The 15908-nt window shown below is 70.5% G+C and carries 16 protein-coding genes, 1 other RNA gene and 1 pseudogene; 9 read left to right on the top strand and 9 right to left on the bottom strand.

The window, feature by feature from the left end; all coding sequences use genetic code 11:
• Positions 1-20: 20 nt before the first annotated feature.
• Positions 21-254: pseudogene (locus tag ACLJQ7_RS09040) on the top strand (LGFP repeat-containing protein); the annotation flags it as partial.
• Between the two features lie 122 nt (positions 255-376).
• Here ACLJQ7_RS09040 and ACLJQ7_RS09045 read toward each other — a convergent pair.
• Positions 377-1900, bottom strand: coding sequence for a 3-hydroxyacyl-CoA dehydrogenase (locus ACLJQ7_RS09045; protein ID WP_410647640.1), 1524 nt, complete (start codon positions 1898-1900; stop codon positions 377-379).
• A 169-nt stretch (positions 1901-2069) separates the two neighbouring features.
• Between ACLJQ7_RS09045 and ACLJQ7_RS09050 the strand changes: the two genes are divergently transcribed.
• Both ACLJQ7_RS09050 and ACLJQ7_RS09055 read left to right on the top strand, forming a co-directional pair.
• Complete coding sequence (locus tag ACLJQ7_RS09050) at positions 2070-2264, top strand: hypothetical protein (protein ID WP_410647641.1); 195 nt, start codon at positions 2070-2072, stop codon at positions 2262-2264.
• 9 nt (positions 2265-2273) lie between these two features.
• Positions 2274-2897 carry a TetR/AcrR family transcriptional regulator gene (locus tag ACLJQ7_RS09055; protein WP_410647642.1) on the top strand — a complete coding sequence of 208 codons (624 nt, stop codon included), beginning with the start codon at positions 2274-2276 and terminating at the stop codon, positions 2895-2897.
• Here ACLJQ7_RS09055 and ACLJQ7_RS09060 read toward each other — a convergent pair.
• On the bottom strand, positions 2881-3570 hold the full coding sequence (locus ACLJQ7_RS09060; RefSeq protein ID WP_410647643.1) for a TetR/AcrR family transcriptional regulator: 690 nt from the start codon (positions 3568-3570) through the stop codon (positions 2881-2883). The two genes, ACLJQ7_RS09055 and ACLJQ7_RS09060, sit on opposite strands and share 17 nt — an antisense overlap.
• A 117-nt stretch (positions 3571-3687) precedes the next feature.
• On the opposite strand from ACLJQ7_RS09060, the gene ACLJQ7_RS09065 reads away from it, so the two are divergent.
• Entirely contained in the window at positions 3688-4146 is a 459-nt protein-coding gene (locus ACLJQ7_RS09065; RefSeq protein WP_410647644.1) for a nitroreductase/quinone reductase family protein, read from the top strand.
• Positions 4147-4524: 378 nt separating this feature from the next.
• Here the strand turns inward: ACLJQ7_RS09065 and ACLJQ7_RS09070 are convergent, their stop codons facing one another.
• The 3 genes from ACLJQ7_RS09070 to ACLJQ7_RS09080 all read right to left on the bottom strand — a co-directional run bounded on the left by ACLJQ7_RS09070 (position 4525) and on the right by ACLJQ7_RS09080 (position 6621).
• Complete coding sequence (locus ACLJQ7_RS09070; RefSeq protein WP_410647645.1) at positions 4525-4731, bottom strand: hypothetical protein; 207 nt, start codon at positions 4729-4731, stop codon at positions 4525-4527.
• Between the two features lie 67 nt (positions 4732-4798).
• Positions 4799-5455: a response regulator gene (locus tag ACLJQ7_RS09075; RefSeq protein ID WP_410647646.1), complete on the bottom strand. Its 657-nt coding sequence runs from the start codon at positions 5453-5455 to the stop codon at positions 4799-4801.
• Positions 5452-6621, bottom strand: a complete 1170-nt coding sequence (locus ACLJQ7_RS09080) for a sensor histidine kinase (RefSeq protein ID WP_410647647.1) — start codon at positions 6619-6621, stop codon at positions 5452-5454. Before ACLJQ7_RS09080 ends, ACLJQ7_RS09075 begins: the two co-directional genes overlap by 4 nt.
• Positions 6622-6673: 52 nt before the next feature.
• Here ACLJQ7_RS09080 and ACLJQ7_RS09085 point away from each other — a divergent pair, with 52 nt between their 5' ends.
• Positions 6674-7738: a hypothetical protein gene (locus tag ACLJQ7_RS09085; protein WP_410647648.1), complete on the top strand. Its 1065-nt coding sequence runs from the start codon at positions 6674-6676 to the stop codon at positions 7736-7738.
• Here ACLJQ7_RS09085 and ACLJQ7_RS09090 read toward each other — a convergent pair.
• Positions 7732-8286, bottom strand: coding sequence for a hypothetical protein (locus ACLJQ7_RS09090; protein WP_410647649.1), 555 nt, complete (start codon positions 8284-8286; stop codon positions 7732-7734). The two genes, ACLJQ7_RS09085 and ACLJQ7_RS09090, sit on opposite strands and share 7 nt — an antisense overlap.
• A 171-nt stretch (positions 8287-8457) precedes the next feature.
• Between ACLJQ7_RS09090 and ACLJQ7_RS09095 the strand changes: the two genes are divergently transcribed.
• Both ACLJQ7_RS09095 and ACLJQ7_RS09100 read left to right on the top strand, forming a co-directional pair.
• Positions 8458-9207: a response regulator transcription factor gene (locus ACLJQ7_RS09095; RefSeq protein ID WP_410647650.1), complete on the top strand. Its 750-nt coding sequence runs from the start codon at positions 8458-8460 to the stop codon at positions 9205-9207.
• A complete protein-coding gene (locus ACLJQ7_RS09100; RefSeq protein WP_410647651.1) occupies positions 9185-10666 on the top strand; it encodes a sensor histidine kinase in 1482 nt (493 codons plus the stop codon). Before ACLJQ7_RS09095 ends, ACLJQ7_RS09100 begins: the two co-directional genes overlap by 23 nt.
• Here ACLJQ7_RS09100 and ACLJQ7_RS09105 read toward each other — a convergent pair.
• The gene (locus ACLJQ7_RS09105; protein ID WP_410647652.1) at positions 10644-11534 is read right to left on the bottom strand and encodes a serine/threonine dehydratase; all 891 of its coding nucleotides are present in this window, start codon (positions 11532-11534) and stop codon (positions 10644-10646) included. The genes ACLJQ7_RS09100 and ACLJQ7_RS09105 overlap by 23 nt on opposite strands.
• 45 nt (positions 11535-11579) lie before the next feature.
• Between ACLJQ7_RS09105 and ffs the strand changes: the two genes are divergently transcribed.
• Positions 11580-11676: signal recognition particle sRNA small type (ffs, locus tag ACLJQ7_RS09110), an RNA gene on the top strand.
• Between the two features lie 91 nt (positions 11677-11767).
• Here the strand turns inward: ffs and ACLJQ7_RS09115 are convergent.
• The gene (locus tag ACLJQ7_RS09115; protein WP_410647653.1) at positions 11768-12601 is read right to left on the bottom strand and encodes a spermidine synthase; all 834 of its coding nucleotides are present in this window, start codon (positions 12599-12601) and stop codon (positions 11768-11770) included.
• 83 nt (positions 12602-12684) lie between these two features.
• On the opposite strand from ACLJQ7_RS09115, the gene ACLJQ7_RS09120 reads away from it, so the two are divergent.
• Entirely contained in the window at positions 12685-14730 is a 2046-nt protein-coding gene (locus tag ACLJQ7_RS09120) for a DNA polymerase III subunit gamma and tau (RefSeq protein WP_410647654.1), read from the top strand.
• A 334-nt stretch (positions 14731-15064) separates the two neighbouring features.
• Here the strand turns inward: ACLJQ7_RS09120 and ACLJQ7_RS09125 are convergent, their stop codons facing one another.
• Complete coding sequence (locus tag ACLJQ7_RS09125) at positions 15065-15898, bottom strand: N-acetylmuramoyl-L-alanine amidase (RefSeq protein ID WP_410647887.1); 834 nt, start codon at positions 15896-15898, stop codon at positions 15065-15067.
• Positions 15899-15908: the final 10 nt, after the last annotated feature.

The raw sequence follows: 15908 nt of genomic DNA on the forward strand, positions 1-15908 counted from the left end.
ACTCACGACCACCGTGCGACCGCTACAACCACTTCAGCAAGAAGGCATCGATCTACTGGACGCCTGCCACGGATTCGCACGCGATCTACGGGGCGATCCGGCAGCGCTGGGCCGCGCTCGGCTGGGAGCGTTCATACCTGCGCTACCCCACGACGGATGAGTTCTCCGTCTCCGGCGGACGGCAGAACAAGTTCCAGGGCGGCTACGTCACCTGGAACCGGACCACCGGAGCGGTGACCGACCGCCGCTGGTGATCGCGCGTGAAGGCCCCCTTCCTCCATCCATGCCCCCGCCACCGCCCTCAACGGACGCGCTGGCGCGCGCATGCCTGATTCCATCAGCCGAGGGAAGGGGGCCTTCACGCGCTTCGGGGGAATCAGCGGAGGAGGTCGGCGGGGGTGGTTCCGGTCGAGGTGAGGGGCAGGCCGAGCGCGACGCGTTCGGTGAGCCAGGCGCTCGGCCGGTAGCGCTGATCGCCGGTGCTCGCGACGAGCCCGCGCAGGACACGCAGCACGAGATCCGCACCCGCCTGGTCACCCCAGGCCAACGGCCCGCGCGGGTAGCCGAGGCCGAGCCGGACGGCGGTGTCGATGTCCTGCGGCGTCGCGAGCCGCTGCCCGGCGATGAAGCAGGCGGTGTTGACGATCGACGCCAGCAGCCGCTGCGCGATCGGCGCGGGACCGTCGCGGACCACGGTCACCGGCAGACCTGTCGCGGCGAGCGCGCCCCAGGCGGTGCGGCCGGCGGCCGGGTCGAGCGCGGGGTGGACCGAGAGCGTCAGGCGTTTCCCGTAGCCGCCGAGCGGATCGACGCCGACGACCCGTTCCACCGGAAGGCCTGCCGCGCGTGCGGCGTCCACAGTGGACGAACCGATCGGGCTGACGATCAGGACCGTGTCCGGGTAGGCGGAGTGCACGACCTGGATGCCCGCCGACGAGAGCAGCATGCCGAGCCGTTCGTCGTCGACCCACACCGGCGTGGTCGGGGCCTCCGGCGCGGCAGGCTCCGGCTCGACCTGCTGCTGTCCGTCGACATAGGAATAGAAGCCTTCGCCGTTCTTGCGGCCGAACAGCCCGGCGGCGACACGCGGACGCGTCAGCCACGACGGCCGCAGCCGAGGTTCGCCATGGAAACCGCTCCAGATGCTTTCGAGCACGGCGTGCGAGACGTCGAGACCGGTGAGATCCAGGAGTTCGAACGGGCCGAGCTTCAGGCCGAGGACGTCCCGTGCGACGCGGTCCACCTCGGCCGGGCTCGCGATCCCTTCGGCGAGGATCTGCAGCGCCTCAGTACCCAGCCCGCGGCCGGCGTGGTTGACCAGGAAGCCCGGCGCGTCGCGGGCGAGGACGGGTTCGTGTCCCCAGCCGCGGACGAGCTCGGTCACGGCCGGCGGCAGCCAGGCGGCGGTCCGCGCGCCGGGCACGACCTCGACCAGCCGCATCAGCGGGACCGGATTGAAGAAGTGGAGACCGAGCAATCGGCTTGGATCGGTCAGCGCGGCCCCGATTTCGGTCACCGACAGCGAGCTGGTGTTGGTGGCGAACACGGTGTCCGGCCCGCATACGCGTTCCAGTTCGGCGAACAGCGTGCGTTTGATCTCCAGGTCCTCGCGTACCGCCTCGATGACCAGGCCGACGCCGTCGGCGGGGGCCAGCGGACCCTCGGCCGCGATCAGCCTGCCCTTCGCCGACTCGGCGGCTTCCTCACTGATCTTGCCCTTCGAAGCGAGCTTGCCGAGCATCGCGCCGACCTGCTCGATGGCCTCGCCGACCGCGTCGGGCCGGGCGTCGGCGAGTTCGACCTCGAGCCCCGCCGTCACGGCGAGCTGGACGATGCCCCGGCCCATCACCCCGGTTCCGATGACCCGGATCCTGCCGACCTGCTCCGCCCACTTCTCCACCGCGAGCCGCCTTTCCCTCGATGTCGTTCCCGGCGTGACGCTAGCCGCCACGCCGGTATCTCGCCCGGAAGGGTGATCCGCGCCCTGCTCGGCGTAAGGCCACCGACCCGGCGCGGTCTCCTCCGCGAAAACCGAGTGTTCCGCGCCCCACCCCGAAGGGAAAGCTCCCATGGCCACCGTCCCCGCCGCCGCAGCCGTCCGGACCACGCCGTTGCTCCTCGTCGCCGTTCTCTTCGGCGCCGTCGCCGCGTTCCTGGCGAGCCAGGCGTTGTGGTCGCTCACCGCACTGGCCGTCGTGGTCGCCGCCGCCGTCCTCGCGGGCGGGGTGTGGCTGACCGGCCGGAAGGCGAACACCGAACTCTAAGATCGCCGTGTGACGGCGAAACGCTTGACGCGGGAAGAAAGCCGCGAGCAGACCAGGCAGCGCCTGCTCGCGGCGGCCGCCGAGCTGTTCTCCGAACGCGGGGTCAACGGCACGTCCGTCGAGCAGATCGCCGAACGGGCCGGGTTCACCCGAGGTGCCTTCTACGGCAACTTCGACGGCAAGCACGAGCTGGTCGTCGAGCTGCTGCGCCGCCGGACCCAGCGCGAGGCCGAGGAGGTCGCGGTGCTGCGGGACGGCGTCGGAACCTTTGCCGAGATGATGGACCGGCTGCGTGCGTGGAACGTCGAGCGCGCCGAGCACCTCGCCGGCTGGCTGACGCTGCGCACCGAGCTGGCGCTTTACGCGCTGCGGAATCCCGACGCGCGCCCGCTGGTCGGCGAAGGCGAGAAGTCGACAAGGGCGCTGCTGGAGACCTCGGTCCGGACCGAACTCGCCGCGCGAGGCGTGGAACCGCCCGCCGACCCGGCCTTTCTCGCGTTGATCCTGCACGCGCTCGAGGACGGTCTCCTGTTGCAGCGCTTCCTCAGCCCCGAGGGGACCGGGGACGAGGACGTGGTGGACGCCGTCCAGCTGCTGATGCGGTCGTGGACCGCGCTCAGCCGGTCATCTTGATCCCGGTGAACTCGGCCATCTGACGGATCCCGTGCGCGAAGAAGTCGTCCGCCGGGTCCATCGAGCCGACGTACTGGCCGAACAGCTCGAAGTTGATCATCCCGAAGAGCTGGGTCCAGGCCATGATCAGCCGGGAGGCGGTCTCCGGGGCCAGGTTGATCTTGAGGATCCCGGTGAGGTCGTCGAGCTGGTGCAGCAGGGCGACGGGCATCTCGCCGACCTCGGTCTCGACCCGGAGGTTCGCGTCACGCAGGACGGCGACCAGCGCGAACGCCACCCGGCCGGCGGGGGCGACGGTGTCCTGCGGGGCTTGGTAGCCGGGGATCGGCGAACCGTAGATCAACGCGTACTCGTGCGGGTGCGCCTTCGCCCAGGCTCGGACCGCGTGCCAGATCGACTCCCATCGCTCCAGTGAGGTCTTCTTCGGGTCGTCGGCTGCCTCCGCGGCTTCGCCGACGGCGTTGTAGGCGTCGACGATCAGCGCGGTCAGCAGCTCCTCGCGGCTGGAGAAGTACCGGTAGAGCGCGGACGAGACCATGCCCAGCTCTCGTGCCACCGCGCGGAGCGAGAGCCCGAGCGCGCCGACTTCGGCGAGCTGGCGGCGGGCTTCGTCCTTGATCTCGCGGGTAAGTTCGGCGCGGGCGCGTTCCCGCGCGGTCTGAGTGGCAGCCATGCTCTCACCATAGAGCATCGCACCTAAACGAGAGCACTGCTCTTGACGTACAGCACTGCTCTCGTGTTCACTGCTCTTAACAGAGAGCACTGCTCTCGCAGACCTCGAGGAGACGAGATGACCACCGCCGCTTCCGCCGCCACGACCCGCTACCTCAAGCCCGCCAAGGCGACCAGCGCGTTCAACGAATTCGTGCTGAAGCTGACGAGGCTCGGCGTCAGCGTCCTGGGCAGCCGGGTGCTTTCGGTGCGCGGCCGCAAGAGCGGCGAACTGCGCTCGGTCCCGGTCAACCTGCTGAAGCTGGACGGCGAGCGCTATCTGGTCGCGCCGCGCGGTGTCACGCAATGGGTGCGGAACCTGCGCGTCGCCGGGGAAGGGCGGCTCACCGTCGGGCGCCGCTCCGAGACGTTCACCTACACCGAACTCGCCGACGCCGAGAAGCCCGCAATCCTGCGCGCGTACCTCAAGCGCTGGAAGTTCGAGGTCGGTGTGTTCTTCGATGGCGTCGACGCGAAGGCCTCCGACGAGAAGCTGCTGGAGATCGCGCCCGGCTACCCGATCTTCAAACTCGCCTGATGCCGCTCGCCGCTCCCCCGACCACGCGAGTTACGCCTTCAATGACGCGAGTCGCGTCTCTGATCACGGAGTCCGCCGCCTGCTCACGTGAGTCACGTCTTCGATCACGTGAGTTCGCCGCCTGATCACGCGAGTTGGCCGTCCAATCACGCGAGTTCGCCATCTGATCACGCGAGTTCGCCATCTGATCACGCGAGTTCGCCATCTGATCACGCGAGTTGGCCGTCCAATCACGCGAGTTCGCCATCTGATCACGCGAGTTCGCCATCTGATCACGCGAGTTGGCCGTCCAATCACGCGGGTCCGCCGCCTGATCACGCGAGTCGCGTCTCCAATCCCGCGTGACGCGGCCGGACACCGGCCTGTAGAACGCGCCGCCTAGTCGTCAGCGGGTGCCCGCCGCGTGCGGCGGGCGGTGGCGGCCACCAGCGCCACCCCGATCAGGAACGCGACCAGCCCGATCAGGAACCACAGTTTCTGCCCGGTCATGAAGCTGCCGGTCAGCACGCCGGCGCCCTGGAGCACCCAGACCCCGCCGACCAGCAGGAAGACCAACCCGACCGTGAGCGTGACCCAGCGTTTCATCCACAGCTCCCCGCCTCGACGTGCCCTGCCGCGATTCTGACACCGGGAGGCCCGCCGGGCGAACCGATCACCGTCCGCCGACGAGCCCGTTCCGGTACGCGTAGACGACGGCGTGCACCCTGTCCCGCAGCCCGAGCTTCGCCAGGATCCGGGAGACGTGGGTCTTCACCGTCTCCTCGCCCACGTGCAGGCGCACGGCGATCTCCGCGTTGCTGGAGGCGTCGGCGACGAGCAGGAGGACTTCGCGTTCGCGTGAAGTGAGCCGTTCCAGTTCCGCCGGTTCGGCGGCGGCGGGTTCGATGCTGGTGGCGAAGGTCGACACCAGCCGCCGGGTCACCGTCGGGTCGATCAGCGCATCGCCGCGCGCGGCCACTCGCATGGCCGAGACGAGCTCTTCGGGAGCGAGGCTTTTGAGCAGGAACCCGCTCGCACCGGCCCGAAGCGCGCGGTAGACGTACTCGTCCGAGTCGTAGGTCGTCAGCACGAGGACGCGGGTGTCGTTCCCCGGCGCGGACATGATCGCCTCGGTCGCCGCCAGACCGTCCAATTTGGGCATCCGGACGTCGAGCACGGCGACGTCCGGGCGCAGCGTGGCAGCCTGTGTGACGGCCTCGCGTCCGTCGGCCGCTTCGCCGACGCATTCGAAGTCCGCCTGGGTGTCCAGCACCGCGCGCATCCCGGACCGGAACATCGCGTGGTCGTCGGCGAGCAGAACCCGGATCACTGTGCCTCCAAAGGAAAACCGACGCGGACCCGCCAGCTCCCGCCGTCGTCGAGCGGTCCGCATTCCGCCTGTCCGCCGAACAACGCGACCCGCTGCCGGATCCCGGCGAGGCCGCGTTTCGTCGACTCGGCCGCCGCGTTCGCGGGGCCGATCTCGTTGGTGATCGTGAGGATCACCTCTGTCTGCCGGTAGGCGAGATCGATCTCGACGATCCCGCCGGAGCCGTGCCGGAGCGCGTTCGTCAGCGCCTCCTGCGCGATGCGGTACAGCGCGACGTCCACCGAACCCGGGAGTTCCCGCGGCCCGCCGTGGCTCGTCAGCCGCGCGGGCAGCCCGGCGGTGCGGAGGTTGTCGAGCAGCTCGTCGAGGTTGTCCAGCCCCGGTTGGCGCTGCGCGTCGCCGTTCTCCTTGCCGTGCAACAGATCCAGCAGACGTCGCAGATCAGCCATCGCGGCCCGGCTCGACGATTCGACCGCGGAGAGCGAACGCCGTACGGCCGGTTCGCCCTCCGGCAGACCGAGCCGCGCGGCACCGGCGTGCACGCCGATCGCACTGACGTGGTGGGAGATCACGTCGTGCAGGTCGCGGGCGATCGTCGTGCGTTCTTCGGCGACGGCGCGGCGGACCGCTTCGGCTTCGTGCTGCTGCCGTTGCTCTTCCGCTCGCTGGAGATCGGCGATGTACGCACGTCGCGCGGTCGTGTAGCGGCCGACCATCCACGGCAGCAGGCCGCTCACGCCGACATCGATGAGCAGCAGCCGCCAGTCCCGGTCGCCCCGGTCGACCGGGATGAGATTGCAGGCGACGAGCCCGGCGAGCATCACCGCCAGCGCGGCCAGCGCCGGTTTGGTCGAAAGCCAAGCGCCCGCGCGGTAACCCGCGATCAGCACGCCCGCGTTGGTGGCCTGCAGATAGTGGTCGTACGGGTACAGCAGGAGCGGCGCGGCGGTGAGCAGCGCGCCGTGCGCGGCCGAAACCCAGCCGGAATACCGGGAAGGCCCGGCGAGCGCGACGTTCGCGAGGATTCCGCCCAGCAGCAACACCCACGCCTGCCACCCGAGCGAGAGCGGCGGTCCGGCGATGAGGAACAACCCGGCGTCGGCGACCAGGCAGACGGCCGCGACCGCCCAGGCCTGCCTCGCCAGCGAACCACTGATGTCCCGCACGCGCTCAACTCTGCCCTATTTCGCTGGACAGGGGTTCCTAAGATCGAAAGCCATGGGGACCACGAAGACGCCCGTGCTCTGGACGACCGGCGCGCCGGGTGCCGGGAAATCCACCACGGCCTGGGGGTTGTACCGCCGTGTCGGGGAAGCGGGCGGCAACGTCGCGTACGTCGACATCGACCAGCTCGGGCTGATCGGCCCGCCGCCCGGCGGCGGGGACGCCGCGTATGCGATCAAGGCGGCCAACCTGCTGCGAGTGCTGGAAATCCTGCGCGCGCGGGGTGCCGCGCAACTCGTCGTGTCCGGTGTGGTGGACCCGGCGAAGCCATACATCGAGGGCCACGACGTCGACCTCACGCTCGTTCGCTTGACGTGTGCTCGCGACGAACTCGAGAGCCGGTTCCTCGGGCGTGGCTCACCCGCCGCGGCCTTGCCCGACCTCTTCGCGGTGGCGGACGCCTACGACGGCGCCGGGTTCGGCGAAGAAATGGACACGACCGGCCAGCGCCCCGACGAAACCGTGGAGGCGCTGTTTCACCGATGCGTCGTGGACGCCGGAAGTGTTCGGCCGCCGGAACCCGGTCGACCACAGCCCGGACCGGTGACCGTGGTGACCGGCCCGACGGCGGTCGGCAAGTCGACGGCCGCGTTCAGCGCGCTGCGGGACCTGTGGGAGCGCGACGCACCCGTCGCGTACGTCGATCTCGCGCAACTCGGTTTCGTGCACCCCGGTCCGGATCCGGCGCTGGAGGCGGCGCTCCTGTCGGCCGTCTGGCGCGGCTATCGCGACGCCGGGGCGAAACAGTTGATCGTCGTGGCCAGGGAATTCCGCCCGGAGCACCGGCAGGTCTTCGACGCGGTCACCGTCGTCCACCTCGACGCGGACGAACCGACGCTCACCGAGCGAGTCCGGCGCCGGGCGGATGGCGAGTCCGCGTTGCTGGCGGGCGACGAGCTACGCGGCGCGCCACCCGGCGTACGGGACCGGGTGGCCGCGCGTGCGGTCGCCGAGGCGGCCCGGATGCGGCGCTCCGGCGGCGATCGCGTGGTCATCGACACCTCCGGACAGGAACCCGCCGAAACGGCCGCCGCGTTGCTCACCGTCGTGGCTCAGTAACGCCGCTGGCCGTCCGGCGGCCCGCCGCGCTGGTTCTGCGCGGGCTTGCCGATACTCGTCGCCGTCGCGGTGTCGCCGCTGACCTTGGCGTTCACCGTCACCGTCTCGCCGGTCTTGGGATCACCGGTCTTCTTCGTCGACGCGTCGATCGTGTAGGCCTGTTTGTAGCCGTCCTTGCTGGTCAGGCTGACGGACGTCGCGCTGATCTCGGTGATCTCACCGGTCTGCATCCGCTCGGTGTGGTAGCCGCCATTGCCGTCGGACACGACGAAATCACCGTGCAGCGCGTCGCGCGGCATGCCGCCGCCAGGGCCCATGAGCACCCGGCCGCCGCCGGGGCCGCCCATCCCGCCCTGTTCGGCGCCGTTCGCGGCGGTCCCGGCCCAGATCGCGGCCCCGCCGCCGGCGGCGATCACCACCGCCACCCCGGCCGCGATCGCGGTCTTGCGGCCCGACCAGGTCTTCTTCGGTTCACCCGCCGGGACGGGCGCGCCCCAGGTGACGGGCTCGTCCGCCGGGGGTTCGGCGGGTTTGGTCGGTTCGGTCATTCTGGTCGCCTCCGTGTGGTCGGTTGCGGCCATGCTCGGCGCCGTCGCTGTGCGGAAGCTGTGCCGTCGGTGGGCACGCGCTGTGTTTCGCTCCCCGGCAGGGTGATCGTTCACAGGAAACGCACAGGCGGGACACAGAGAAGCCTCATCGGGGCCGCCCAGGATGGCAGCATGACCAGTGTGAACGTCCCTTCGTCCGGTTCGGCGAAGGCCGGCCTGCGCCGTGCCGACGGCAACCCCGTGCGGGTGCTGGTCGTCGACGACGAGGCGACCTTGTCCGAACTCGTGTCGATGGCGCTGCGCATGGAGGGCTGGAACATCCGCACCGCGGCCGACGGCACCGAAGCCGTCCGCGTCGCCAGGGAATTCCGGCCGGACGCGGTGGTGCTGGACGTCATGCTGCCGGATATGAGCGGCCTGGAAGTGTTGCGGCGCCTGCGTTCCGAGGTGCCGAACCTGCCGGTGCTGTTCCTGACCGCGAAGGACGCGGTGGAGGACCGGATCGCCGGGCTCACCGCGGGCGGCGACGACTACGTCACCAAACCGTTCAGCCTGGAGGAGGTCGCGTTGCGGCTGCGCGCGCTGCTCCGGCGGGCGGGCGGCGTCGCCGGGCCGAGCGGTTCGATGCTGGTCGTCGGGGACCTGACCCTGGACGAGGACAGCCGCGAAGTGCACCGAGGCGGTGATCTCGTGCCGCTGACCGCGACCGAGTTCGAACTGCTGCGTTATCTCATGCGCAATCCCAAACGCGTGCTGTCCAAGGCGCAGATCCTCGACCGCGTCTGGAGCTACGACTTCGGCGGCCAGGCCAATATCGTCGAGTTGTACATTTCCTATCTCCGCAAGAAGATCGACGCCGACAGGGAACCGATGATCCACACGATGCGCGGCGCCGGGTATGTCCTCAAACCCGCGGGGTAGGCGGCCTTGGTCCCTGCGACGGCGGCTGATCGCGCAGGTCGCGGGGTTGCTCGCGCTCGTCTGCCTGGTGGTGGGCGTGGTGACCGAACTGGCGCTGCGGGATTTCCTGTTCGACCAGCTCGACGCCAGGCTCGCCGAGACGAGCGAACGCGCCAGCCGTCCGCCCCCGCCGGGCCGTCCCGGTGGTGAAAGGGTTCCCGAAGGACTGCGCGCGTACGGCCAGAGCACCGGTTCGTTGTTCGTGAACATCCTCCCGGACGGCCGGGTGGTCGCGGCGGTGCTGCGGTCCAGCTACGACGCGAAGGTCGCCGACCCGTTTCCCCATGACCCGATCGGCCCCACCCAGCTTTCGGCTCTGCTGCGGTCGACACCGACCGACAGACCCACCGACGTGAACCTCGGATCGCTCGGCGAGTACCGCGTGGTGGCCAAGCAGGCGTCCAACGGGGGTGTCGCGATCACCGGACTGCCCACAAAGGACGTCACGGACACCTTGTGGAATCTGGGTTTCATCTTCGGCGGCGTCGCCGTCGGCGGCATCCTGCTGGCGGGCGCGCTCGGCGCGGTGACCGTGCGGCGCACCATGAAACCCCTCGACCGCCTGGCCGCCACCGCGACCAGGGTCGCCGAACTCCCGCTCGACCGCGGCGAGGTCGCCCTGTCCGAGCGAGTGTCCGAAGTGGACACCGATCCGCGGACCGAGGTCGGAAAGGTCGGCTTCGCCCTCAACCGTATGCTCGGCCACATCTCGAACGCGCTTTCCGCCCGGCAGGCCAGTGAAAGCCGGGTGCGCCGGTTCGTCGCGGACGCCAGCCACGAACTCCGGACGCCGCTCGCGGCCATCCGCGGCTACGCGGAACTCACCCGGCGCTCCGGCTCCGAGGTGCCGCCGGACATCGCGTTCGCGATGGGCCGGGTCGAATCGGAATCGACGAGGATGACCGGCCTCGTCGAGGATCTGCTGCTGCTCGCCAGGCTCGACTCCGGACGTCCGGTGGTGCACCAGGCGGTCGATCTCTCCCGGCTGGTCGCGGACGCCGTCGCCGACGCGCATGTCGCCGGGCCGGAGCACAAATGGCTGCTGGAGGTCCCGCCGGAGCCGATCACCGTCCTCGGCGACGCGGGCCAGCTGCACCAGGTGGTGATCAACCTGCTCGGCAACGCGCGCACGCACACCCCGGCGGGGACCGAGGTCGCCGCCTCTTTGTCCATAGTGGACTCAACAGTTACACTGTCCATTGTCGACAGTGGGCCGGGCATTCCGCCGGAGATCCTCCCGGAGGTCTTCGAACGGTTCGCCCGCGGCGACGACTCGCGGTCGCGGGCCGCCGGCAGTACCGGACTGGGCCTGGCCATCGTCGCGGCCGTCGTCGCCGCGCACGGCGGGCGGGTCGGGGTCGCCAGCCGTCCGGGGCGGACGGAATTCCGCGTCGAGCTCAGGGCGTCCAGTCACTGTTAGCGCCGCACAGGATGACGCAGGGCAGCTCGCCCTCGGTCCGCCCGGCCAGCCACGCGGCGAACGGCACCGCGGCGGCCGGTTCGACGGCGAGGCGGAACTCGTCCCACAGCCGGTCCCGCGCGGCGAGCAGTTCCGCGTCGCTGACCAGCACGGACGTCACGCGATCGCGGAGCACGGCGAACGGGAGGCTCCCGATCCTGGTCGCGCCCAGCGCGGACGCGGCCACCGAGTCGATCTCCACGTCCACCGGCTCGCCCGCCTCCAGCGCCGCGTTGAGCGCACGGCACCGCTCCGGCTCGACGGCGAACGTCGGCACCCCGGCCAGCGACGTCCCCGCGACCAGCCCGCCACCGCCGACCGCGACCAAGAACGCGTCGACGTCCGGTGCGTCCTGGACCACTTCGGCCGCGACGGTGCCCTGACCGGCGACGACGGCGGGATCGTCGTACGCGTGCAGATACCGCGTACCCGGCTCAGACGCTGCTTCGAGCGCCTTCGCGGCAGCCTCGGCGTACGTCTTTCCGTGACGGATGAGCTTCGCGCCCGCGGCCTCGATCCGGTCCGTCTTCGCCTGCGGAGCCGACTCCGGCACGTACACCGTCGCGGGCAGATTCAGCAGCGAAGCCGCCGTCGCCACGCCCAGCCCGTGGTTGCCGCCGGACGCCGTCAGCACCCGCTCCGGCAACGGCCCGCTCACCAGCGCGTTCACCGCGCCCCGGAGTTTGAACGATCCGCTCCGCTGCAGATGCTCCAGCTTGAGGATCAGCGGCCGTCCGTCGACTTCGGCGCGCAGGAGCGGCGTGTGTCGCACGAACGGGTGGACGGCCTCGGCGGCCTTGCGGACATCTGCCCAGGTCGGAGTGCTCATACCCCCCACTGTCCTCCATCTCTGGACGGGAGTGGCTACACTGGTCCCTGGATCCCGCGCGGCGGACATCTTGTGAACCTCCCCAGGGCCGGAAGGCAGCAAGGATAAGCAAGCTCTGACGGGTGCGCGGGATCCGCCTCAATTTTTTGTGGGGTGCAACCCCACGCCCGCCCGGTGGGGCTTCGCCCCCCGGACCCCCACGGTCGGTCACTGGGGTGACCGCGTGCGGGGGGTTAAAAGATTCCGAAGACATCTTTTGGTGGTACTGGGGACGGCAGGGCTTCCGCGTCGGTGATGGGGCGCGCCTTGCCTTGGAGATCGAGTAGGTCGTCGTTGGCGACGCAGCGGGCGGGATATGCCGACGAAGCGGCGCGGCGGGTTATGGCGGTCACGGGGAGTTCGACGCGGGAAGCGGCGACCACGATGTTGCCGAAGCGGCGGCCTCGCAGGACGCCTGGCTCGGCCAGGATCGCCAGGTGGGGGAAAGAAGTCGCCAGTGTCGCCAGGAAACGGCGGAGAAACGGCAGGTTCGGCCCGTCGGAGACGTTGGCGACGTAGGATCCGGCCGGGCGGAGGACCCGTGCGATCTCGTTCGTGAACTCGACGGTCGCGAGGCCACCGGCCAGGACTCCGCGTTCGAAAGCGTCCACGATGACCAGGTCGGCCGAAGCGTCGTACCTTTCGGAGACCCCTTCGCGGCCGTCGCCGACGCGGACCTTCAACCCCTTCAGGCCCAGCTGCTCCCGGACGAGCGCCACGAGTTCGCCGTCGGCGTCGAAGACCAGTTGTCGTGAGCGCGGCCGTGCCGCGGCGATGTAGCGCGGGAGCGTGCAGGCCGCCCCGCCGACGTGGAGCACGTCGAGCGGGCCGTCGCCGAGACAGTCGACGACGTCGGCGATCCGGCGGATGTAGTCGAACTCGAGATCCCGGGGGTCGTCGAGGTTGACGTGCGACTGGGCGACGCCGTCGACCGAGATCAGCCAGGCGTTGGGGCGGTCGGCGTCCCGGAGCAGTTCGGCGCTGCCGAAGCGGACCGGATACCTGCCGGGGGTCGGTGCCGGTCTCACCTGTCGGGCCCTCCCGGTATCCATCCATGCCCCCGCCGCCGCCCTCAATGGAGACGCTACGCGCCACTGTTAGATTCAACGCCGTGGCATTAGCGCTGTACCGAAAGTACCGTCCGGCTACCTTCGCCGAGGTCGTCGGGCAGGAGCATGTGACCGATCCGCTGCGCGTCGCGCTGGCCGCCGGTCGGATCAACCACGCCTACCTCTTCTCCGGCCCGCGCGGCTGCGGCAAGACGTCCAGCGCTCGCATCATGGCGCGGTCGTTGAACTGCGCGAAGGGCCCGACGCCGGATCCGTGCGGCGAGTGCAACTCTTGCCGCAACCTCGCGCCCGAAGGCCCCGGCAGCGTCGACGTCACCGAGCTCGACGCGGCCAGCCACGGTGGTGTCGACGACGCCCGCGAGCTGCGGGACAGGGCCTTCTACGCCCCGGCCGACTCGCGCTATCGCGTCTTCATCATCGACGAGGCGCACATGGTCACCACGCAGGGCTTCAACGCCCTGCTGAAGATCGTGGAAGAGCCGCCGGAGCACCTGATCTTCATCTTCGCGACCACCGAACCGGACAAGGTGCTCCCCACCATCCGGTCGCGGACGCACCACTACCCCTTCCGGCTGATCCCGCCCAGTTCCATGCGTGAGCTGCTGGAAAGCAACGTCGCCGCCGAGGGTGCGAAGGTCGAGCCCGCGGTGTATCCGCTGGTCATCCGCGCGGGCGGGGGTTCGGCGCGGGACACGCAGTCGGTGCTGGACCAGCTGCTGGCGGGGGCCGGGCCGGACGGCGTCGACTACTCGCGCGCGGTGTCGCTGCTGGGTGTCACCGACGTCGCGCTCATCGACGGCATGGTCGACGCGCTGGCCGCGGACGACGCGGCCGCGGTGTTCGGCACCGTCGAGCGGCTCGCGGAGGCCGGGCACGACCCGCGCCGGTTCGCCACCGACCTGCTCGACCGCCTGCGCGACCTGGTGATGCTGCGTTCGGTGCCGGACGCGGGTGAGCGCGGTCTGGTCGCCGCGCCGGACGACGAGCTCAAGAAGATGAAGGAGCAGGCGGGCAAACTGGAACCCGCCACGCTCTCGCGCTACGCCGATATCGTCCACAGTGGACTCTTGGAGATGCGGGGCGCGACCTCCCCGAGGCTGGTGCTGGAACTGCTCACGGCGCGGATGCTGCTGCCGTCGGTCGCCGAGGGCGCCGACGCGTTGCTGGCTCGGCTCGAACGGCTCGAACGTCGTGCCGCTTCGGCCCCGGCAGTAGCAGCAGCCGCCGCCGCTCCGGCGCCGGCCGCTCAAGGCGTTCAGGCGGCTCCGGTGGCGCAGTCCGCCCCTGTCGCTCCGGCGGGTGAGCCCGTCCGCGAGTTCCAGCGGCCTTCGCAACGAACCTCCGCGCCCGCGCCGGCTCCCCAAGCCGCCCCACAACCTGCGGTGCAGCCCACACCACAGCCCACACCACGGCCCGATCCGGTCGTCGAGCGGCCCGCCGCCCCCCAGCGGCCGACCCCGCCTCCGGCCGAGCCCGCTCCGGCCGCGGCTTCCGGTGGCGCGACGGACGTGGACGGGATCCGCGGCCGCTGGCCGCACGTACTCGCCGCGATCCGCAAGGTCCCGGGTGGCCGCAGCACCGAAGCGATGCTCACGCAGGCGAGCGTGGTGAGTGTCGAGGGCAACGCCGTCACGCTCACGCACAGCGCCGAGCCACTGGCCCGGCGGCTTTCCGAGCCGCACAACGCGGAGCGCGTCGCGACCGCGTTCAAGGAGGTCTTCGGCGGCGACTGGCAGGTGCGGTGCGTCCACGGTGCCGCGCAGCCCCGGCAGGCCGCGGCTCCCAAGGCCGCGGCGCAGCCGCCGGCGCCCGAGCGGTCCTTCACGCGCCGGTCCGCCGAAGCGCCCGCCGCCCCTCCGGCGCCTCCCGCGCCGAAGCCGGAGCCCCAGCGGCCGAAGGTGACGACCGCCGAGCCGGACATCCCGCTCCCGCCCGAGCCGGTCGAGGAGGACGAGGACCTCTACAACGAGGACGCGAGCCCCGCCCCGCCCCCTCCGCCGCTCCCGCCCGAGCAGGATCCGGAAGAGATCGCCCGGAAGCTGCTCGCCGACCACCTCAACGCGCGCCCACTCGACGAACGCAAGTAGTCCTCTGGATGCGGTAGCTGGCATCGCGAAATACCGCATTCAGAGGACGAAACGCGGGGGGTAGCGGGTTGGGTGACCCGCCACGCCGGGGGTCGGTGTCGGGGGATCATGCCTCGCCCCCCTCGAGACGGCATTTCTTCTCCGCCGGCGACTCAAACGTGCCGGAAACCCGGCTTCGACCTGCGGAGACACCGGCGCGTAAGACGTCATCGAGAGGTCCCGTGCCGGTGAGGTTTCGCTGGCAGCCTGAGGTGGGGAACGCGGCTCACCCGCAGGTGTTGCGAAAGCCACTTTCGCAACCTTCAACGTTGCGAAAGTGGCTTTCGCAACGCCCTCACGGTCCGGCGAGGTAGTCCTCGATGGCCTTCGCGATGACGGCGGCGTACTGCTGACGTCCTTCTTCGCTCGCCATCGCCGCGGCTTCGGCGGCGTTGCGCATGTTCCCGCACTCCACGAGCGCGGCGGGCCGCGTCGAGAGGTTGAGCCCGCCGAGGTCGGCGCGCGGGGCCAGCCCGTTCGACCCGAGATACGTCGACGTCGGGAAGCCGCCCGCGCGGAGACCGTCCCGCAACGCCGTCGCGAGTTTCACCGAGGGCTCGCCCTGCTGGGCGTTCAGCGGCGGTGCCGAGTAGGCGACGTGGAAACCGTGCGCCCCGGCGGAATTCGAGCCGTCCGCGTGGATCGACACGACCGCGTCCGCCTGCGCGTCGTTCCCGATCGCGGCGCGCTCGTTGACGCACGGACCGACCCCGGTGTCGCTCTGCCGCGTGAGCACGACCCGGATTCCCTTGGCCGCCAACGCCTGCGATATCCGTTGCGAGACGTCCCAGGTGAACGCGTGCTCGGAATAGCCGGAATTCGTCGAGGTTCCGGTGGTGTTGCACGGTTTCGTCTTGCCGCGCCCCGCTGGGACCTGCCGGTTGATCTCGCCCGGTTTGCCGGAGTTCCCGCCGTTGTGACCGGGATCGAGCACGACGACTTTGCCCGTCTTCGGCTGCTGCGTGCTCGAAGGCGGCTGGGTGCTCGAAGGCGGCGCGCTGGTCGTGGGACTCGGCGGCGGAAGGGTGGTGAAGACCGTCGTGGTGCCGGGTGGAGCCGGACTCGACGGCGATGACGCGGGGGTGTCCACCCCGCACGCCGTGAACAGCGTCAATCCGATCGCCACCATCAGGCCCAGC

This window comes from Amycolatopsis sp. cmx-4-54 (assembly GCF_046548895.1).
Classification (GTDB): Bacteria; Actinomycetota; Actinomycetes; order Mycobacteriales; family Pseudonocardiaceae; genus Amycolatopsis.